This is a genomic window from Pseudoxanthomonas sp. F11 (genome assembly GCF_037046485.1).
Lineage (GTDB): Bacteria > Pseudomonadota > Gammaproteobacteria > Xanthomonadales > Xanthomonadaceae > Pseudoxanthomonas_A.
Map to the genome: position 1 here is coordinate 257,958 of NZ_JBANLZ010000003.1, position 15,945 is coordinate 273,902.

Below are 15,945 nucleotides of genomic sequence, written 5' to 3' on the forward strand. Positions count from 1 at the left end.
CGCTTGCTTCCTCCGCCACCGTAGCGACGTGGCGTTCGTACTGATGCGGCACGGCCGGTCCAGCGACCGGCCGCGCCTGGGGCTCGGCACTGCCGCTCAGCGGAACTTGTATTCCATCAGCAGGCTGTACGCCCGACCACGCGGGTCGGCGATGCGCGTCTCCCACGCTGCGCCCGCGGCGAAGTCGTTCTGATGCGCGGTGAACGGCGGATCCTCGTCGAACAGGTTCTTGATGCCGAAGGTGAGCTTCATCCTTTCGATGCCCGAATACACCAGGCTGTAATTGTACGTGGTGTAGTTGGAAACGCGCGGGTTCCAGTTCTCGGGGATGTAGCTGTTGTTGCGCACGCTCACCGGCAGTTCGTCGTTGTAGCCGTCGCGGTAGATCTGGCTGACGTTGTGCGACCAGTCGCCCTTCTGCCACGTGAAGGTGAGCGTGTGCTTCCACTTGATGGGGAGGTTGTAGTAGCGGACGTAGTCGCCAACCAGGTTGCCCGTGTATGGCAGCGTTTCCAGCGCCTTCGTCTTGAAGGTATTGATGTAGCTGCCGTTGAGGTTCAGGCGGAAGGTGCCCCCGGCCAGGTCGCCCATCACGTTGCCGTCAATCTCGATGCCACGCATCAGGCTGCCGCCCGAGTTGATGTAGCGCCGGTCAATGGCGACGACCTCGCCGCTGGCGTCGCGGATCCAGTTGGCGGCGAACACGTCGTAGTACTGGATCAGGATGTCGCGCGGGGCGGACCGGATGGTGTTCTCGCGCTCGATCTCCCACCAGTCGACGCTGACGTTGAGCCAGTCGACCGGGGCCAGCACCACGCCAAAGCTCTTCTGCGTGGCCTCTTCCGGCTGCAGGTCTTGCTTGCCTCCGAACAGTTCCACCGGGCGGATCGATTCGCAGCCGGCGACCGCCGGGTTGGCGATGCCGCTCGGGCACGTCGCCGGGTCGGCCAGGTCCAGGCCGGTGTACTGCGTCTCGGTCACGCCATTGAACAGCTGGTTGAAGGAAGGCACCTTGAATCCGGTGCTGTAGGCGCCGCGCAGCGCCACGCCATCGAATGGCGCGAACTTGAACGACACCTTCGGATTGGTCGTGCTGCCGAAGCCGTCGTATTCGTCATAGCGGCCGGCCACCGTGATGTCTAGGTTGTCCAGCAGCGGCAGGTAGACTTCGGCGTAGACCGCCTTGATGTCGCGGCTGACATTGTCGAGGATGTTGGACTCGTCGAACGGCGCATTGAAGATCGGACGCTTGTCCACGCGCGAGTCGCCATCGAACTTGAATTCCTCGCGGCGCAGGTCGATGCCGGTGGCGGCCAGCACTTCGCCGCCGGGCAAAGAGAAACCCAGGCTGCCGGAGAACGTCGCATCCAGCGTGGTAAGGATGGACTCGCCGCCGTAAAGCATGACCCCGGTGGCGGATGCCGCCTCAAGCGCGGACATCGCAGCGGCGCTCTGTTCCTGGCCCGGAAGCAGGAACGGATTCAGCAGGCCGCTGCCCAGCAGCGTGCGTAGCTGATCGGTGTAATGGTAACCGCCGCCGAGCGTGGATTCGGACTTGCTAGAAGCCCGCGACAGGCCCACGTTGTAGTCCCACTTGCTGCCCAGCGAGCCTTCGACCGCGGCAAGGAAGCGATAGGACTTGGTGGTCGTCTCGATCTGGCGCTGGCCACAGGCGATACAGCGCCAGCGGTAGGCGATCGGAGCACCGTAGTTGAGGTTGCCCGTGCCAAAGTAGGCCGCCAGCGCGTTGTAGATCGTGTCGTAGGTGGCCTGCGTGGTGGGATTGAGCGGATACCACGTACTCGGGCCCAGCGCGGTCGTCGCCGTGGACGTGCTGGAGGAGATCTGGTTCGGCTCGAACGTCTTTTCCACGTCGACCTGCGACCCCACCAATTCCACATAAGCCTGGTGGTTGTCGCTGATCTTGAACGTGGCGCGACCGATGAAATCGACGCTCTCCTGCGGCTGTTGGATGATCGCGGCCGCCGGATAATCCCAGGCGCAAGCGTAACGCGAGGCCGCGCTGCTCCACAGGCGATGATCGTACGGACCCATCATGTCGCCGCCGCTCTCGCACCCCGCCGCACCGGGCAGGTCGAGGATGTTGATCGCGGTCTGGCGCAGCGGTGTCGTGCTGGCGGGGTCGGCCGGATCGACCAATCCGTTGCGGATCAGGCTGCTGGCGCCCACGCCCGTGCTGCCGAGACTGAAGACGGTCGCGAACGGCGTGCCGCGCGTATCCGGCGACAGGCCACGGTCGGCCTGGAAGGTGTTGGAGAAGTCGCGATCGGTGCCACGCAGGATTTCGTTCTTCTTGAAGGTGACCGTGCCAAAGACATTCCAGCGGTCGTTGTCCAGGTCGCCCCAGCCGCCCAGCAGGTTCGCGCGGAAGATATTGCCGCCGCCCGCTTCGGTCACGTCGACGAAGGTCGACGCTTCCAGACCGGTGTAGTCGGTCTTGGTGATGAAGTTGATGACGCCGCCGATCGCGTCGGTGCCGTACACCGCCGACGCGCCATCGCGAAGCACTTCCACGCGATCCAGGGCAGCGAACGGGATCGAGTTGAGGTCCACCGCGCGACCCTTGAGCCCGTGGGTGGCGACGCGGCGCCCGTTCAGCAGCACCAGTGTGGCGTCCGCGCCCTGTCCACGCAGGTTGGCGCCGGATACGCCGTTGTTGCCGCGCTGCTCCTCGCTGACGATACCGCCGTTGCTGGCAAGGTTGTCCGAGCTGTTACCCGCGATGTTGAGGAACATCAACAGCTGCTCGGCCGAGGAGATCCCAAGCTGGTCGATGCGCTCCTTCTGCAGCACCGTGATCGGCAACTGGGTCTCGATCTCCGTGCGCTTGATGCGCGAGCCGGTGACGGTGACGGTATCCAGCGTGCGCGCGCTCTTTCCGCTGTCCGGCGCGGCGTCCTGCGCAAGTCCGATGCCGGGAACGGCGAGCCCCAGCATGATGGCGGCGGCGAGATGGCTTGGCTTGAGCGGAAGGGAGCGAATGGGCATGCGGAATCTCCGGGCTGAAAGGACGCTGCACTACATGGTCGATGCGATGCGCTGCGTTGCGCGGAGCACGTCGCCCCTGAGGTTGCGCGCTTGCGGTGGGTCCTGACAGGACATGGACACCGCGTTGATGCATCCCCGGAACGTATGGATCCCCATCCGTGCCACCCGGCGCATCCCGTTCCGGACGCGCATTGCAGGCATTGCCTGGTGTTTCGGTTGTTGCGCCGGCACCCCCGCCGGCCACCTCACCGCCGGCCCCTACAGCGATCGACGGAAACCCCTTTCCTGGCGGTGTAGCATGCCCCTCACGATGAGTCAATAAATTATTCTCCCACCAGAAACAAACTGACTGGAATATTCCTGATCACGGCGACGCCGGCGCCGGCGACGGCGTGTCGGCAGCGCGCGTGAGCGCATGCAGGATGCGCAGGTCCTGCGCGTCCAGTTCGGTGCCTTCCATTCCGCGGAAACGGTGGTGGAATGCGCGCACGGTATCTGCACGGTTGTCGACGGCGTAGCCGATGGCCTGCAGCGCCAACCAGGGATCGAACCCGGCCGGGGGGTCCTGTGTGGTATCGGCGGGCCACAGGCCGAAACCCGCATCGTGCAGCCGCTTCCATGGGAACAGCGGACCCGGATCGATCTTGCGCGTCGGCGCCAGGTCCGAGTGACCGATGATCTGCGTGGGCGGTATGCGCAGACGCGTGGTCAGGTCGCGCAGCAGGACGATCAGGCTGTCGATCTGCGCATCGGGGAACGGACTCTTGCCGTCGTTGTCGATCTCGATGCCGATGGAGGCGTTGTTGACGTCGGCGATCGCGCCCCAGCGTCCGGCGCCCGCATGCCAGGCACGCTTCGCGTCGCTGACCAGCTGGTAGATCTTTCCGTCCTTGCCGAGCAGGTAGTGCGAACTGACGCGCCCTCCGCTGTTGCGGCTGCGCAGCGTATCCAGCGACTGCTCGACGGAGTCCTGCTCGGTGTAGTGCAGCACGATGACCACCGGCCGGCGCTCATCGAAATTCTTCGACGGGACCCAGGTGGCCAGCGGGTTGCGCGGACCGCTGTGCGCGCAGGCGGCCAGCAGCACGGTCAGGGCGGCGACGGCCAGGATGCGCCGCGCGGGCGGGACGGACAGAATCATGACGGGTTCCTCCGCAAGAGCAGGGCTACAGGAATAGCATGGCGCACGCACTCCTGCGCGCGCATGCCGCGACAAAAGAAAGGCCTGCCGCGAACGGCAGGCCACGGGAGAGACACAGCTTCGACCGCATGCGCTGCGCGATCAGAAGTTCCAGGTCACCACGAGCTGGGCGTAACGGGGTGACTGCCAGCGCGTACCGGTACCGAACGTGGTGCGGTAAACCCCGGGCTGCTTCTCGTAGCGACCACGCACGTTGATGACTTCCTGGTCATTGAGCAGGTTGTAGACCGAAAGACGCGCCTTCAGGTCGATCCCTTCCACCGGCAGCGTCCAGGTCACGTTGGCGCCCAGGTTGTAGGTCCATGGCATGCGACCGAATGCGCCACGCTCGGTGAACTCATAGACGCGCTGGTTGTAGGCGCCGCCGCAGTTCTGCACGCAGATCCAACCGGTGCCGCCGCCGCTGCCCTCGCTGGTATAGCTGGCCACTACCAGGTTCTCGTCCGGCCACGTCACGCCGAAGGCGGTGATCGGCCCGCCCGAGAGCGCGGTGAACGTACCGCCCACCGCCCACATCTCGTTGAACTTGTAGCTCGCACGCAGCTTGATCTGGTGCTCGTGGTCGTTGAACAGCACGCCATAGCGTTCGTTGTTGGCCGGGTGGTCCCAGTGCTGGACCATGCCGGTATCGCCGTAATTGGTGTCGGAGTTGACCGGGCCCTCGTGGTTGCCTTCCGACTTCGACCACAGATAGGACGCATTGAACGCCCACTTGTCGTCCCACGCGCGGTCGATCTGGAACTCGACCGCCTTGTAGGTGCGCTTGGGCTTGGAGTAGCCGATGATCCGGTTGCTGCCGCTGGTGATGTAGCCTTCCCGCGAGGTATCGATGGTGACCCACCCGTCCTGCGCGCAGCCCATGGCGGTGGTGCCCCAGAGGGTGAGCTGGTCGCCGGGGTTGGCGATAGGCCACAGGTTGCCGTGGCGCACGCCGCACAGCGCGTTGATGCGGATGTCGTCCAGCGCGTTGGTCATCCTGCGATACGTGGCATTGACGCCCCACGACCAGGCCTGGTTGATCATGGTCTGGAAGCCCAGGATCGCCTCGTCCTGGTAGACCGCGTCGAGGTCGCGATCCACGCTCTGGCGCAGGTCGCCGACGCTGACGTTCATGTCGTCGTCCACCGGACCGATCTGGGCTCCGAGTACCGGCTGCATGTAGCTGGAGCCGGTGATCGGGTTGGTCGCCGGGCTCCAGCCGCTGAGCGCCCAATAGGTGTATTCGTCGGTCAGACCGCCGGCAAAGGTGTAGTTGATGTTGTTGGTGACCGGCAGGTAGTAGCGGCCCAGGTTGCCGAACAGCTTGGTGCTGCCGTCGCCCTTCATGTCCCACGAGAAACCGAAGCGCGGCGAGACTAGGTCGTCGATCTTGATGAAGCTGCTGCCGGCCGCCGTCTTGTTGTTGAACGCATCGACGCGCAGGCCCAGGTTCAGCAGCAGGTTGGGCGTGACGCTCCAGTTGTCCTCGATGTACCAGGCGTTGGCGGTGGTGTCGAACACGCCGCCATCGATGCGCTTGCGCCCCATCACGACGGCGTTGACGCCCGCCGGCACGGTGGCGCCGTTGTCCAATGCGGACCCGGGCGTCATCGAATAGACCGTATAGGTCATCTGCGACGGACCCGGATAGAACGAGGCGCGATCGGTCGTCATCACCTCGCGATCCAGACCGAAGCGCAACAGGTGATCGCCGAGCGCCCATTCGAAGTCGAGACGACCGACTTCGCGCTTGTCCTCGTGACTGATGACTGAGCCACCGGGATGACAGCTGACGGGTGGGCTGCCCATGCCCGCGTAGACGGTGTTGTAGCTTGAGTTTATGAACACTTGCGAGCACAGCGCATCGGCAGGCGAGCGCACGAAGCTGCTGCTGTTGTTCTCGCCATACATCGCCTTGACGGAGAAGTTGTCGCCGAAGCGGCCGGTGTAGGTCAGAGAGCCGCTCTTGCCACCGCTTTCGTTGGTGCTCTTGCCGCTCATGTCACCGCGCGTTCCGGTCGCCCAGTCGTACGCATAGTTCGTGCTGTCGGTGTCGCCCTCGTCGGAGAACGCCAGCAGCTCCAGGCGATGATCGTCGGTGATGTTCCAGTCCAGCTTGGTGCCCCAGAATCCATTACCCGACTCGCCGGTCGTCCACGAGGAGGCCATAGTGTTGGTGGCATAGCTCGTGCGGTTGTCGCGCTGCTCGAACATGGCGAACAGGAACAGCTTGTCCTTCACCACCGGCCCCGAGGCCCAGACGTTGGTCTTGCTGAAGGTGCGCTTGTCGCGGCCGGGGCGATAGTACACCGGCACGGGGTTGCCGCTTGCATCGGTATCATAGAACTGGTGATTGTCGGCCGAGGCACGGAACGCGTCCGGTTCGAACGTCAGCTCGACTCCCCCCTTGAACTCGTTGCTGCCCGAACGCGTCACCGCATTGATCACGCCACCGGTACTGCGACCGAATTCCACCGAGTAACCGCCGGTCTTGACCTGGAATTCCTGGAAGAACGCGAACGGCGCAGTGGAGAAGCTCTGGCGACGGTAAAAGTCGGTGACGTTCAATCCATTGATGAACACCGAGTTCTCGGCCACCGACGAGCCGCCGAAGGAAATGCCGCCGAAGCTGGAGTTGCCGCCGACCACGCCCGGTGCGAGCAGGGCGACCGAGCTGAGATCCTGCGCCACCGGCAGGCGGGCCAGTTCTTCACGGTTGATGGTGGTCGCCGACTCCGTCGACCGTACGTCCACGCGGTTGATCACGCGCGAACCCACCACCTGCACGGCGTTGAGGTTCACCACGCCACCGTCGCTGCCCAGGTTGACGGTGGTGGTGCCACCCAGCGCGACGTTGACGGCCACGGCTTCGCCCACGTCCTCGCCGTTGCGCTTGACCTGCAGCTGGTAGTCGCCCACCGGCAGCTGGCTCAGGCGGTAGCCGCCGTCGCCGCCCACGGTCACCGAGCGCGTCGCGCCGGTTGCCGTGTTGGTGATCATGATCTGGTCGCCCGCGCTGGCGCGGCCGGCGACCGCACCGGTCGCGCTCTGCGCCATCGCCAGGGGCGCCATCGACGCCAGGCAGGCGCCCAACGCCACGCCCAGAGCCGCCTTCTTCAGAACCTTGCCTTTCATCCCCGCTCTCTCCTGCTAAAGATGGTGTTGAATCGTGTGGTGGTGGTGTTGCGATCAGCCGCGCCCGTCCCGGGGCAGCACGGTCCATTCGAACTGGTAATCCCATTGGTCGAAGTAGAGGTTCCCGCCCCTCCACTCCACTTCGCCGCGCTGCAGGTCCACCGTCTCGGAGCGCTCGTGCTGCTTGGCGGGGATGAAGTCGCGCGAATAGTCGTCGTTGAAGGCGACGCGGTAGGCATCCAGCCCGCCCAGGTAGAACCAGCGCAGCGCGGGATCGTCCGACTCCAGCTGGCCGCTGGTCACGTCCATCGGCACCCAGCCATAGGGCGCCAGGTACAGCGCGCCCCAGTCGTGCATGGTGTCGTGGCCTTCGACGTCTTCGGAATACGCCCATCCCGACTGCCAGCGCGCGGGAATGCCGTTCATGCGCAGCAGGGTGATCAGCAACAGCGTCTGCTGACCGCAGTCGGCGTGGCCGGCGCGGAAGGCGTAGTCGCTGATGTTGCTGATCGTGGAGTATTCGCGGGCACCTGCCCACGGGATGCGGTCCACCGCCGCGAACAACTTCTGCGCGATGCGGTAGGGGTTGGTCTCGTCGCCGACGACGTCGGCGCTGAAGCGGCGCAGGTCGTCGCTGAAGATGACGTGCGGCGCGCGTTCGGCCACGAACGGCTCCAGCTCCGGCGTCAGCGTGGGCGGCACCACCCGTTCCGGATCTATCGCGACGCGGCGCGCATGCACGGTGACTTCGTAGGTCAGCGAGAAGGTCGTCGGCTGGCCCGCGACCGCCGGCCGCTCCAGGTAGGCGGTGCGCTGCAGCGCGCGCTCGGGCGCGACCTGCGGTCTGGCCGGTCGGCTCTCGACCAGGGCGATGGCTTCCTGCTGGCCGGCGATGGCGCGCGGATAGGGAATCCATGCGCGCACCGTCTCGCCAGCGGGCACCGCGTCGGGCTTGACGGTGATGCGGTGGGTGATGCGGACGCGGCGGGGCAGCACGCTGGCCGCGCCCGTCGCCTTGGATATCTGGACCACATCGCGGTGATGGCGATGCAGCGTTTCGTATGGCCCCTGGACGAAGGGTTTCACCGGCGACGCACGGCGGCCGGCCGCTTCCGGGCTCAGCCGGAACAGGTTGGACACCGAGCGGTTGAAGTAGCGGGGCTCGCCGTCGATGTCGAGGCGTTCGATCAATCCGGCGGCGTCCCACCGCTGGAACTCGTCTTCGCGCAGGTCCGGTACCTGCGCGCGGATCCGCTGCCTGACCGCCGCGCCATCCAGGCCGAAGTCCAGGCGGATGCGGCGCATGCGCTCGCGCTGGAACTGCAACGCCCGGGCGTCGGCGGCGTTGCGGCCACCCAGTGCCCGTTCGATCGCCTGCTCGGCCTCATGGAAGCGCCCGCGATCGATGTCGGCGATGATCGTCGCCAGCGGATCGCCCGCCATGGCCAGTCCCGGCGCCAGGAGTACCATCGGCCACCCGCCCAGACACAGCCACGCGGCCAGCCGGCGCTGCCGCCGCCTGCCGCGTACTGCAATGGTGTGCTGGCTACCGCTGGCATCCACGTCGAACATCCCCTAGCCGACTGGTCACGGTTGTGTAACACGAGGCAAATGCGGGGGTCAATAATTTATTCTTGATTTTTATCTCGCGAGAAATAAATATTCTTGCGGAACCCGCCCCGGCATGGCGTCATGTGCATCCAAGGGCGGGACTGACGGAGGGGAGTGGATGAACGTATCGACGTCGTATCGGCCCGGCGCGTGGCCGCGCACGCCCGGACGCGGCACCTTGGCCCGCGCATTGGCGTTGGTCCTGCTGGGCGCCACGCTGTCGGCCACCGCACGCGAACCCCTGCCGGTGCCTCGCCATGCGGTCATCGGGGTGGAAGACCACCACCTGCAGGCCGACTACTGGATCGGCAAGCTGGCCCAGCCGCAGCGCGTCCTGCTGGATGCTGCCGGGGTCGCCGCGCAGAACGCGCGCATGCGCCAGCAGGACCGCCACGTCCACGACCTGGAAGCCCTGCCCGCGACGCTGTCGCGCACCGAGGTGCGGGCATGGCTGGATCCGCTGTCGGCCCCGCCCACCCGCACGCTGTACGACGACCAGGGCCGCGAGATCGCGGCGGCCCGCCTGGTGGCGATCGCGGCCAACGCGGCGGTCGATGCCGTGGCCGAACACGCCCCTGCACGCTACGGTCTGGTGGTCCACCGCGCCGACCTGCGGACCTTTCCGACCCGCGAGCGCGTATTCAACAGCGTGGGCGACACCGACATCGACCGTTTCCAGGAAAGCGCGCTGTTCCCCGGCACGCCGGTGGTCATCGCGCACACCAGTGCGGACGGCGCCTGGTACTTCGTGGTGAGCCCGCTGTATGCCGCCTGGATCGAGAAGCGGCATGTCGCCGTGGGCAGCCGCGACGCCGTTTTCGGCTATGGCCGCAACGGCCCGGGCCTGGTGGTGACGGGCGCGACCGCCCGTACCGTCTACAACCCCGAGGAGCCCGGCCTGTCGGCGCTGCAACTGGACATGGGCGTGCGCGTACCGGTGCTGGCCGACTGGCCGGCCGATGCCCCGGTGAACGGGCAGCACCCCTACACTTCGCACGTGATCCAGCTGCCGGTGCGGCGCGAGGACGGCTCGCTGGCTCTGCTGCCCGCCCTGTTGCCGCGCACGGCCGATGTGGCGCCGGACTACCTGCCGATGACGCCGGCCAACCTCCTGCAGCAGGGCTTCAAGTTCCTGGGCGAGCGCTACGGCTGGGGGCACGGGTACGACAGCCGCGATTGCAGCGGATTCGTGTCCGAGGTCTACCGCAGCATGGGCATCGTCCTGCCCCGCAACACCAGCGCGCAGGCGGTCAGCCCCGCACTGGAACGCATCGGCTTCGACCCCGGCGACAGCCACGAGAAGCGGCTGGCGGTACTGCGCACGCTGCAGGTAGGGGATCTGGTGTACATCCCCGGCCACGTGATGATGGTGATCGGCCACGACAACGGCATTACCTACACCATCCACGACACCACCGGCATCACTTACCGCGGCGCCGACGGCAAGACCGTGCGCGCCACGCTCAACTCCGTGGCGGTCACCCCACTGGAGCCCTTGCTGTTCAACAGCGAGCACTCCACCGTCGACCGCATCACCGCCATCCAGCGCATCCGTCCCCAAGGGGCTCCATGAAGATCACCGACATCAAGTTCGGCATGCTGCGCGTGCCGTTGAAGACACCGTTCAAGACCGCCCTGCGCACGGTGGACACGGTGGAGGACATCGTGGTGATCGTGCACACGGACACCGGCCATGTCGGCTACGGCGAGGCGCCGGCGACCGCGGTCATCACCGGCGACACGCACGGTTCCATCGTCGAGGCGGTCGGCAAGTTCATCCGGCCCCGCCTGATCGGCCAGGACATCGCCAACCTCAACCGCATCACCGACCTCATCCAGACCGCGCTGGAGCGCAACACCAGCGCCAAGGCCGCGGTGGAGATCGCGGTGTACGACCTGTGGGCGCAGCTGTACGACGCGCCGCTGTACAAGATGCTGGGCGGCGGCGATCCGGTCATCACCACCGACATCACCATCAGCGTGGATTACATCGACAAGATGGTGGCCGACTCGATCAGTGCGGTGGAACGCGGCTTCGAGTCGTTGAAGATCAAGGTGGGCAAGGACATCGGCCTGGACATCGAGCGGGTGAAGGCCATCTATTCGGCCGTCGAGGGCCGCGCGCTGCTGCGCCTGGACGCCAACCAGGGCTGGACCGCCAAGCAGGCGGTGTTCGCCATGCAGCACCTGGAGGACGCGGGCGTGGTGCTGGAGCTGCTGGAACAGCCGGTGAAAGCCCGCGACCTGGACGGACTGAAGTACGTCACCGACCGCGTGCACACGCCGGTGATGGCGGACGAGAGCGTGTTCGGTCCCACCGAGGTGATCGACCTGATCAAGATGCGCGCCGCCGACATCATCAACATCAAGCTGATGAAGACCGGCGGCATCTCCAATGCCATCCGCATCGCCGACATCGCCTCGCTGTACGGGGTGGAATGCATGATCGGCTGCATGATCGAGACCAGCATCAGCGTGGCCGCCGCCGTGCACGTGGCCGCGGCCAAGGCCAACGTCATCACCAAGGTGGACCTGGATGGCCCATCGCTGGGCCAGTTCAATCCGGTCGAAGGCGGGGTGATCTTCAACGAATCGGAGATCACGATCACCGAAGCGCCCGGCTTGGGCATTCGCGAGATCCGCGGGCTGGAGCTGCTGCCGGGCTGAGCCCGGCGGCGACGGCCCGTTGTCAGCGCTGTCCGGCCCCCTCACACTCCGGCCATGACGAACCCCTTGGTGAAGATCCGCTCCGAACGCGACCAGATGTCGGCCATCGAGCGCCGCATCGCCGACTTCATCTTGGACAACGCGCACCTGCTGCGCGACTACTCCTCGCAGCAGCTGGCCAGTGCGCTGGGCATCAGCCAGTCCAGCGTGGTGAAGTTCGCCCAGAAGTCCGGCTTCAAGGGCTATCCCGACCTCAAGTACACCATCGGCGAAGCGATCGCCCGCAACGGCAACGGCCACACCCAGGAACCGGAGGCCGTGCAGGACGATGCGCCCGACGCCTACCAACGGCTGCAGGATGGATTGCGCCGCAGCAAGCTGGCCGCCGAGGAGGAGACCCGCAGCCTCAATCCGCGCGCGCAGATCGAGCCGATCGTGGAGATGATCGACCGGGCCGGCAAGGTGTTCGTGTGCGGCTTGGGCGACGATGGCCTGTTCGCGCGCGAGTTCGCCATGCGGCTGTCGTTGCTCGGGCTGCTGACGGTCCATCACGCCGACCCCATCCTGATGATGGCCAACCTGTCCGCGGCACGGCCGGGCGACGTGCTGCTGATGTTTTCCGAGTTCGGCAAGCTGCCCGAGCTTTCGCAGGTCAGCCGGCAGTTCCAGGCGTGCGAAGGCAAGGTCATCTCGATCACCCGCCATACCGCCAACCCGCTGCGGGCGCATGCGGACGCCGCCCTGGTGATCTCCGCGCACGATCCGGCGCCGCACGTGGAACAGCTGCTCTACCGCTCGTCGCTGCAATCGCTGCTCGACTTCGTGTTCGTCCTGCTGTGCCAGGCCAATCCCGACCGTCACCGCCAGCTCGCCATCAACCTCGAACGCATCCATCACCTGCTGGAGTCGTGATGCCCATACTGTCGTTTCCGCGCCGCTCGTTGCGCTCTTTCGGCCTGGCCGCCCTGATGGCATGCGGCGCCAACGCGTGCGCCACCAGCCAACCGGCCGCTGCCCCGCAGGCCTGGCGCGATGCACGCCAGCTGGTGCTGGTGGTGACCGATGGCTGGGACGCCACCACCGGTACGCTGCAGCGCTTCGAACTTCGCGATGGGCGATGGCAGGCAGCGTCGACACCCTCGCCGATTTCGGTGGGACGCAACGGCGCGGCGTGGGGCGTGGGGCTGCATCCGGCCCAGTCCGGCGGACCGCAGAAGCAGGAAGGCGACGGACGCGCGCCGGCAGGGATATTCACCCTTGGCGAGGCATTCGGTTACGCGGACGAGGCCGCCACCGCCATGCCCTACCGGCCGATGCAGGCCACCAGCTACTGCATCGACGTACCGGATTCGCCGCTCTACAACCGCATCATCGATACCCGTACCGAAGGCGAGGCCGCGGCGAAGGGCTCGACCGAACCGATGCGCCTGGACCTGCACAACAACGGCGATCCGCGTTACCGCGAAGGTCTGGTGATCGGCCACAACCCGACGGCTACCCCACGGGCCGGCAGCTGCATCTTCGCCCACCTGTGGCGTACACCGGGCGAGCCCACGGCCGGCTGCACCGCGATGGCGGCCGAGACGATGGACGGCATGCTGGCCTGGCTGCGTCCCGACGCCCGACCGGTGTTCGTGCTGTTGCCGCGTGCAGAGTACGACCGCCTCGCCCATGACTGGCGACTGCCGGAGCGTGCGCCATGAGGTGGCCCGGCGCCACCGCGCGCGTCCTGCTCGGCCTGGCGGCCGGTGCCCTGGTCGGCCTGTCGCTGGCGCACTGGCTGCCCGCGACCGCAGGCACGGCGGTGGCCATCGCCCAACCCATCGGCAAGCTGTGGCTCAGCGGCCTGCAGATGACCGTCGTGCCGCTCGTGCTGTCGCTGGTGATTCTCGGCGTCGCGACCGCAAGCGATGCGGCCGCCTCTGGCCGTGTCGCCCGTCGCGCGATGGTGGTGTTCATCGCCCTGCTCTCGCTGTTCGCCGCTTATGCCGCCATCGTCGCGCCGCTCGTGCTTTCGATGGTGCCGCCCAGCGAAGCGCTGACGGCGACCCTGCGCGGCACGCTGCCCGCCGCCGGCGAAGTGGCCGCGCCCGCGCTCTCCGACTGGATCGGCTCCGTCGTTCCCAGCAACGCCATCATGGCCGCGGCGCAGGGCGCGATGCTGCCGGTGGTGGTGTTCGCCTTGTTCTTCGGTTTCGCGCTGACCCGCGTGCAGGAGGACCGGCGCGCCCAGATCATCGGCTTCTGCCACGGCATCGCCGACACGATGATCGTCATCGTGCGCTGGATGCTGCTGGCCGCACCCATCGGCGTGTTCGCGCTGGTACTTGCGGTCTGCGCGCAGGCGGGCATCGGCGTGATTGGCGCGCTGGCGGGCTACATCGCCCTGCAATGCGGCATGTATCTGGGTGCGACCCTGATCTGCTACGTGCTGGTCGCGGTGCTGGCGCGCCAGTCCCCCCTCGCCTTCGCCAAGGCCATCCTGCCCGCGCAGGTGGTGGCCGCCAGCACGCAGTCGTCGCTGGCGTCGCTGCCCGCAATGGTGGAAAGCGCGCGCTTCCGCCTGGGTCATCCGCGGGCGGTGGCCGCGCTGGTGTTGCCGATGGCGGTGACGCTGTTCCGCATCACCAGCCCCATCCAGTACATCGTCGCGGCATGCTTCGTCGCCTGGGCCTACGGCATCGACGTGAATGCCGTGACGCTGGCGGCCGGCGCGGCGTTGGCCGTGGTGATCAGCCTGGGATCGATCGGCCTGCCGGGGCAGGTGAGTTTCATGGCGACGGTGATGCCGGTGACGCAGTCGATGGGCCTGCCGATCGAACCCCTGGGCCTGCTGCTGGCGGTGGACACCATTCCGGACGTATTCGCCACCACCGGCAACGTCACCGGCGACCTGACCGCCACCAGCATCGTCGCGCGCCAGTCGCCCGATGCGCGCGACGCCGACGCGCCCGACGACTGAGTACGACGTCCGCGGCCCTGCCGCAGGGCCTGGTTCCGCCAGGCGACCTGGGCAGGTGCGTTCAGTGCGGGTGGCCCGCGGGAAAAGCCCGCGTACGCCGGTAGGCGCCGACCAGTCGCCGAAGCGGGACGGCCTTCTCGGGCCGACCATCGAGGGCAGCGATCACCTTGTCCCACAGGCCCTCGTGGGCCCAGCGCGTGAACCGGACGTACACGCTGTGCCACGGTCCGGCGCCTGGCGGCAACTGCACCCACGGCTGGCCGGTCGCGGCGATCCACAGCACCGCGTCCAGGAAGGCCCTCGTGCCCGCGCTGTTGCGTGCGCGCGCGCTCACCAGCGGCGGCAATGCCGCCAGCACCGCGCGCCAGTCTTCGTCGCCCAGGCGTAGTCCTGCGTCCATGTCCGGCGCACCCGCGTCGCGCTCGTCCGTCTCCCCTGTACGTCCCTGTCCTTCGATCATCACGCGTCTCCTGACCGTTCGAAAAACCCGCGCACCTTGCATGCGCTGCGAACTCCTTCCGCCTGCAGATTGATTCGTCGCGTCCGGCCGTGAACGGACATCCGCGCTGCACGCAAGCGCCGCAAGTTCCCCCGCCGCACGCTTAATTCATGTACTGGTCAGTTTGATATTCAGGGGATGTTGTGACGTGAAGCGGATACTGCGCCCACCGTCGCCGTGCACCGCGATGGACACACAACAACAACAGAAAGGCGTTCCCCATGAAGAAGTCCTTGCTTGCCCTGACCCTGCTGGCTGCCGCTCCGTTCGCTGCTTCGGCCGCCGAAGGCGTGTCCTACAACTACGTGGAAGGCGGCTATGTCGCATCCAACCTCAGCGACGGCCTGCCGGATGCCGATGGCTGGGGTGTGAAGGGTTCGGTGGCCATTGCGCCGAACTTCCACCTGTTCGGCGACTACACCACCCAGGAATTCGACGACATCAACGTCGACCTCGACAACTACCGTTTCGGCGTGGGCTACAACCACGAGATCAGCCAGCGCGCCGATCTGATCACCCGCGTGGCCTATGAGCGTTACAAGGTGCCGGGCGACCATCTGAACGGCTACAGCGCCGAAGTGGGCGTGCGTGGCGCGATCGCGCCGAAGTTCGAAGGCTTCGCCACCGTCGGTTACGAAGATGGCAGCGATTTCGATGGCGATTTCTACGGCCGTCTGGGCGCGCAGGTGAAGTTCAACCAGAACTGGGGCCTGAGCGGCGACGTGAAGTTCGCCGACAACGACACCCAGTGGTTCGTCGGTCCGCGTTTCACCTGGTAACAGGCAACACCCTCCCCCCGCGACGCGTCCTCTCTCCCCGCGTCGCACCCAGCCCGGCCTTCGTGGCCGGGCTTTTTCATGCGGCAAAGAAAAAGCCCGGCGG

11 protein-coding genes are annotated in these 15,945 nt (G+C 66.5%); 6 read left to right on the forward strand and 5 right to left on the reverse strand.

Annotated features, from left to right (window positions below; genetic code table 11):
- Positions 1-96 precede the first annotated feature (96 nt).
- From V8246_RS11730 to V8246_RS11745, 4 genes are all read right to left on the reverse strand, one after another.
- Complete coding sequence (locus V8246_RS11730) at positions 97-3,009, reverse strand: TonB-dependent receptor (protein ID WP_336189302.1); 2,913 nt, start codon at positions 3,007-3,009, stop codon at positions 97-99.
- Between the two features lie 364 nt (positions 3,010-3,373).
- A complete protein-coding gene (locus V8246_RS11735; RefSeq protein ID WP_336189303.1) occupies positions 3,374-4,150 on the reverse strand; it encodes an N-acetylmuramoyl-L-alanine amidase in 777 nt (258 codons plus the stop codon).
- A gap of 141 nt (positions 4,151-4,291) precedes the next feature.
- Entirely contained in the window at positions 4,292-7,324 is a 3,033-nt protein-coding gene (locus V8246_RS11740; protein ID WP_336189305.1) for a TonB-dependent receptor, read from the reverse strand.
- 54 nt (positions 7,325-7,378) lie between these two features.
- A complete protein-coding gene (locus V8246_RS11745) occupies positions 7,379-8,767 on the reverse strand; it encodes a transglutaminase domain-containing protein (RefSeq protein WP_336189520.1) in 1,389 nt (462 codons plus the stop codon).
- A gap of 286 nt (positions 8,768-9,053) precedes the next feature.
- On the opposite strand from V8246_RS11745, the gene V8246_RS11750 reads away from it, so the two are divergent.
- The 5 genes from V8246_RS11750 to V8246_RS11770 are packed head-to-tail and all read left to right on the forward strand — an operon-like array spanning position 9,054 to position 14,564.
- Complete coding sequence (locus V8246_RS11750; RefSeq protein ID WP_336189306.1) at positions 9,054-10,508, forward strand: SH3 domain-containing protein; 1,455 nt, start codon at positions 9,054-9,056, stop codon at positions 10,506-10,508.
- Entirely contained in the window at positions 10,505-11,602 is a 1,098-nt protein-coding gene (locus tag V8246_RS11755) for a dipeptide epimerase (RefSeq protein ID WP_336189307.1), read from the forward strand. The genes V8246_RS11750 and V8246_RS11755 overlap by 4 nt, the downstream gene beginning before the upstream one ends.
- Positions 11,603-11,656: 54 nt before the next feature.
- Complete coding sequence (locus tag V8246_RS11760; RefSeq protein ID WP_336189308.1) at positions 11,657-12,514, forward strand: MurR/RpiR family transcriptional regulator; 858 nt, start codon at positions 11,657-11,659, stop codon at positions 12,512-12,514.
- The gene (locus tag V8246_RS11765; RefSeq protein WP_336189309.1) at positions 12,514-13,305 is read left to right on the forward strand and encodes a hypothetical protein; all 792 of its coding nucleotides are present in this window, start codon (positions 12,514-12,516) and stop codon (positions 13,303-13,305) included. The genes V8246_RS11760 and V8246_RS11765 overlap by 1 nt, the downstream gene beginning before the upstream one ends.
- Complete coding sequence (locus tag V8246_RS11770; protein ID WP_336189310.1) at positions 13,302-14,564, forward strand: dicarboxylate/amino acid:cation symporter; 1,263 nt, start codon at positions 13,302-13,304, stop codon at positions 14,562-14,564. The genes V8246_RS11765 and V8246_RS11770 overlap by 4 nt, the downstream gene beginning before the upstream one ends.
- Positions 14,565-14,625: 61 nt before the next feature.
- Here V8246_RS11770 and V8246_RS11775 read toward each other — a convergent pair whose 3' ends face one another.
- Positions 14,626-15,024 (reverse strand): transposase, encoded by a 399-nt coding sequence (locus V8246_RS11775; protein WP_336189312.1) that lies wholly within the window; start codon positions 15,022-15,024, stop codon positions 14,626-14,628.
- 260 nt (positions 15,025-15,284) lie between these two features.
- Here V8246_RS11775 and V8246_RS11780 point away from each other — a divergent pair, with 260 nt between their 5' ends.
- Entirely contained in the window at positions 15,285-15,842 is a 558-nt protein-coding gene (locus tag V8246_RS11780) for an Ax21 family protein (RefSeq protein ID WP_336189313.1), read from the forward strand.
- The last annotated feature ends 103 nt before the right edge of the window (positions 15,843-15,945 follow it).

Excerpts from the sequence above, each read along its gene's own strand:
- V8246_RS11730 (WP_336189302.1), bottom strand. The coding sequence starts at position 3,009 with ATGCCCATTCGCTCCCTTCCGCTCAAGCCAAGCCATCTCGCCGCCGCC.
- V8246_RS11735 (WP_336189303.1), bottom strand. The coding sequence starts at position 4,150 with ATGATTCTGTCCGTCCCGCCCGCGCGGCGCATCCTGGCCGTCGCCGCC.
- V8246_RS11740 (WP_336189305.1), bottom strand. The coding sequence starts at position 7,324 with ATGAAAGGCAAGGTTCTGAAGAAGGCGGCTCTGGGCGTGGCGTTGGGC.
- V8246_RS11745 (WP_336189520.1), bottom strand. The coding sequence starts at position 8,767 with ATGGCGGGCGATCCGCTGGCGACGATCATCGCCGACATCGATCGCGGG.
- V8246_RS11750 (WP_336189306.1), top strand. The coding sequence starts at position 9,054 with ATGAACGTATCGACGTCGTATCGGCCCGGCGCGTGGCCGCGCACGCCC.
- V8246_RS11755 (WP_336189307.1), top strand. The coding sequence starts at position 10,505 with ATGAAGATCACCGACATCAAGTTCGGCATGCTGCGCGTGCCGTTGAAG.
- V8246_RS11760 (WP_336189308.1), top strand. The coding sequence starts at position 11,657 with ATGACGAACCCCTTGGTGAAGATCCGCTCCGAACGCGACCAGATGTCG.
- V8246_RS11765 (WP_336189309.1), top strand. The coding sequence starts at position 12,514 with ATGCCCATACTGTCGTTTCCGCGCCGCTCGTTGCGCTCTTTCGGCCTG.
- V8246_RS11770 (WP_336189310.1), top strand. The coding sequence starts at position 13,302 with ATGAGGTGGCCCGGCGCCACCGCGCGCGTCCTGCTCGGCCTGGCGGCC.
- V8246_RS11775 (WP_336189312.1), bottom strand. The coding sequence starts at position 15,024 with ATGATCGAAGGACAGGGACGTACAGGGGAGACGGACGAGCGCGACGCG.
- V8246_RS11780 (WP_336189313.1), top strand. The coding sequence starts at position 15,285 with ATGAAGAAGTCCTTGCTTGCCCTGACCCTGCTGGCTGCCGCTCCGTTC.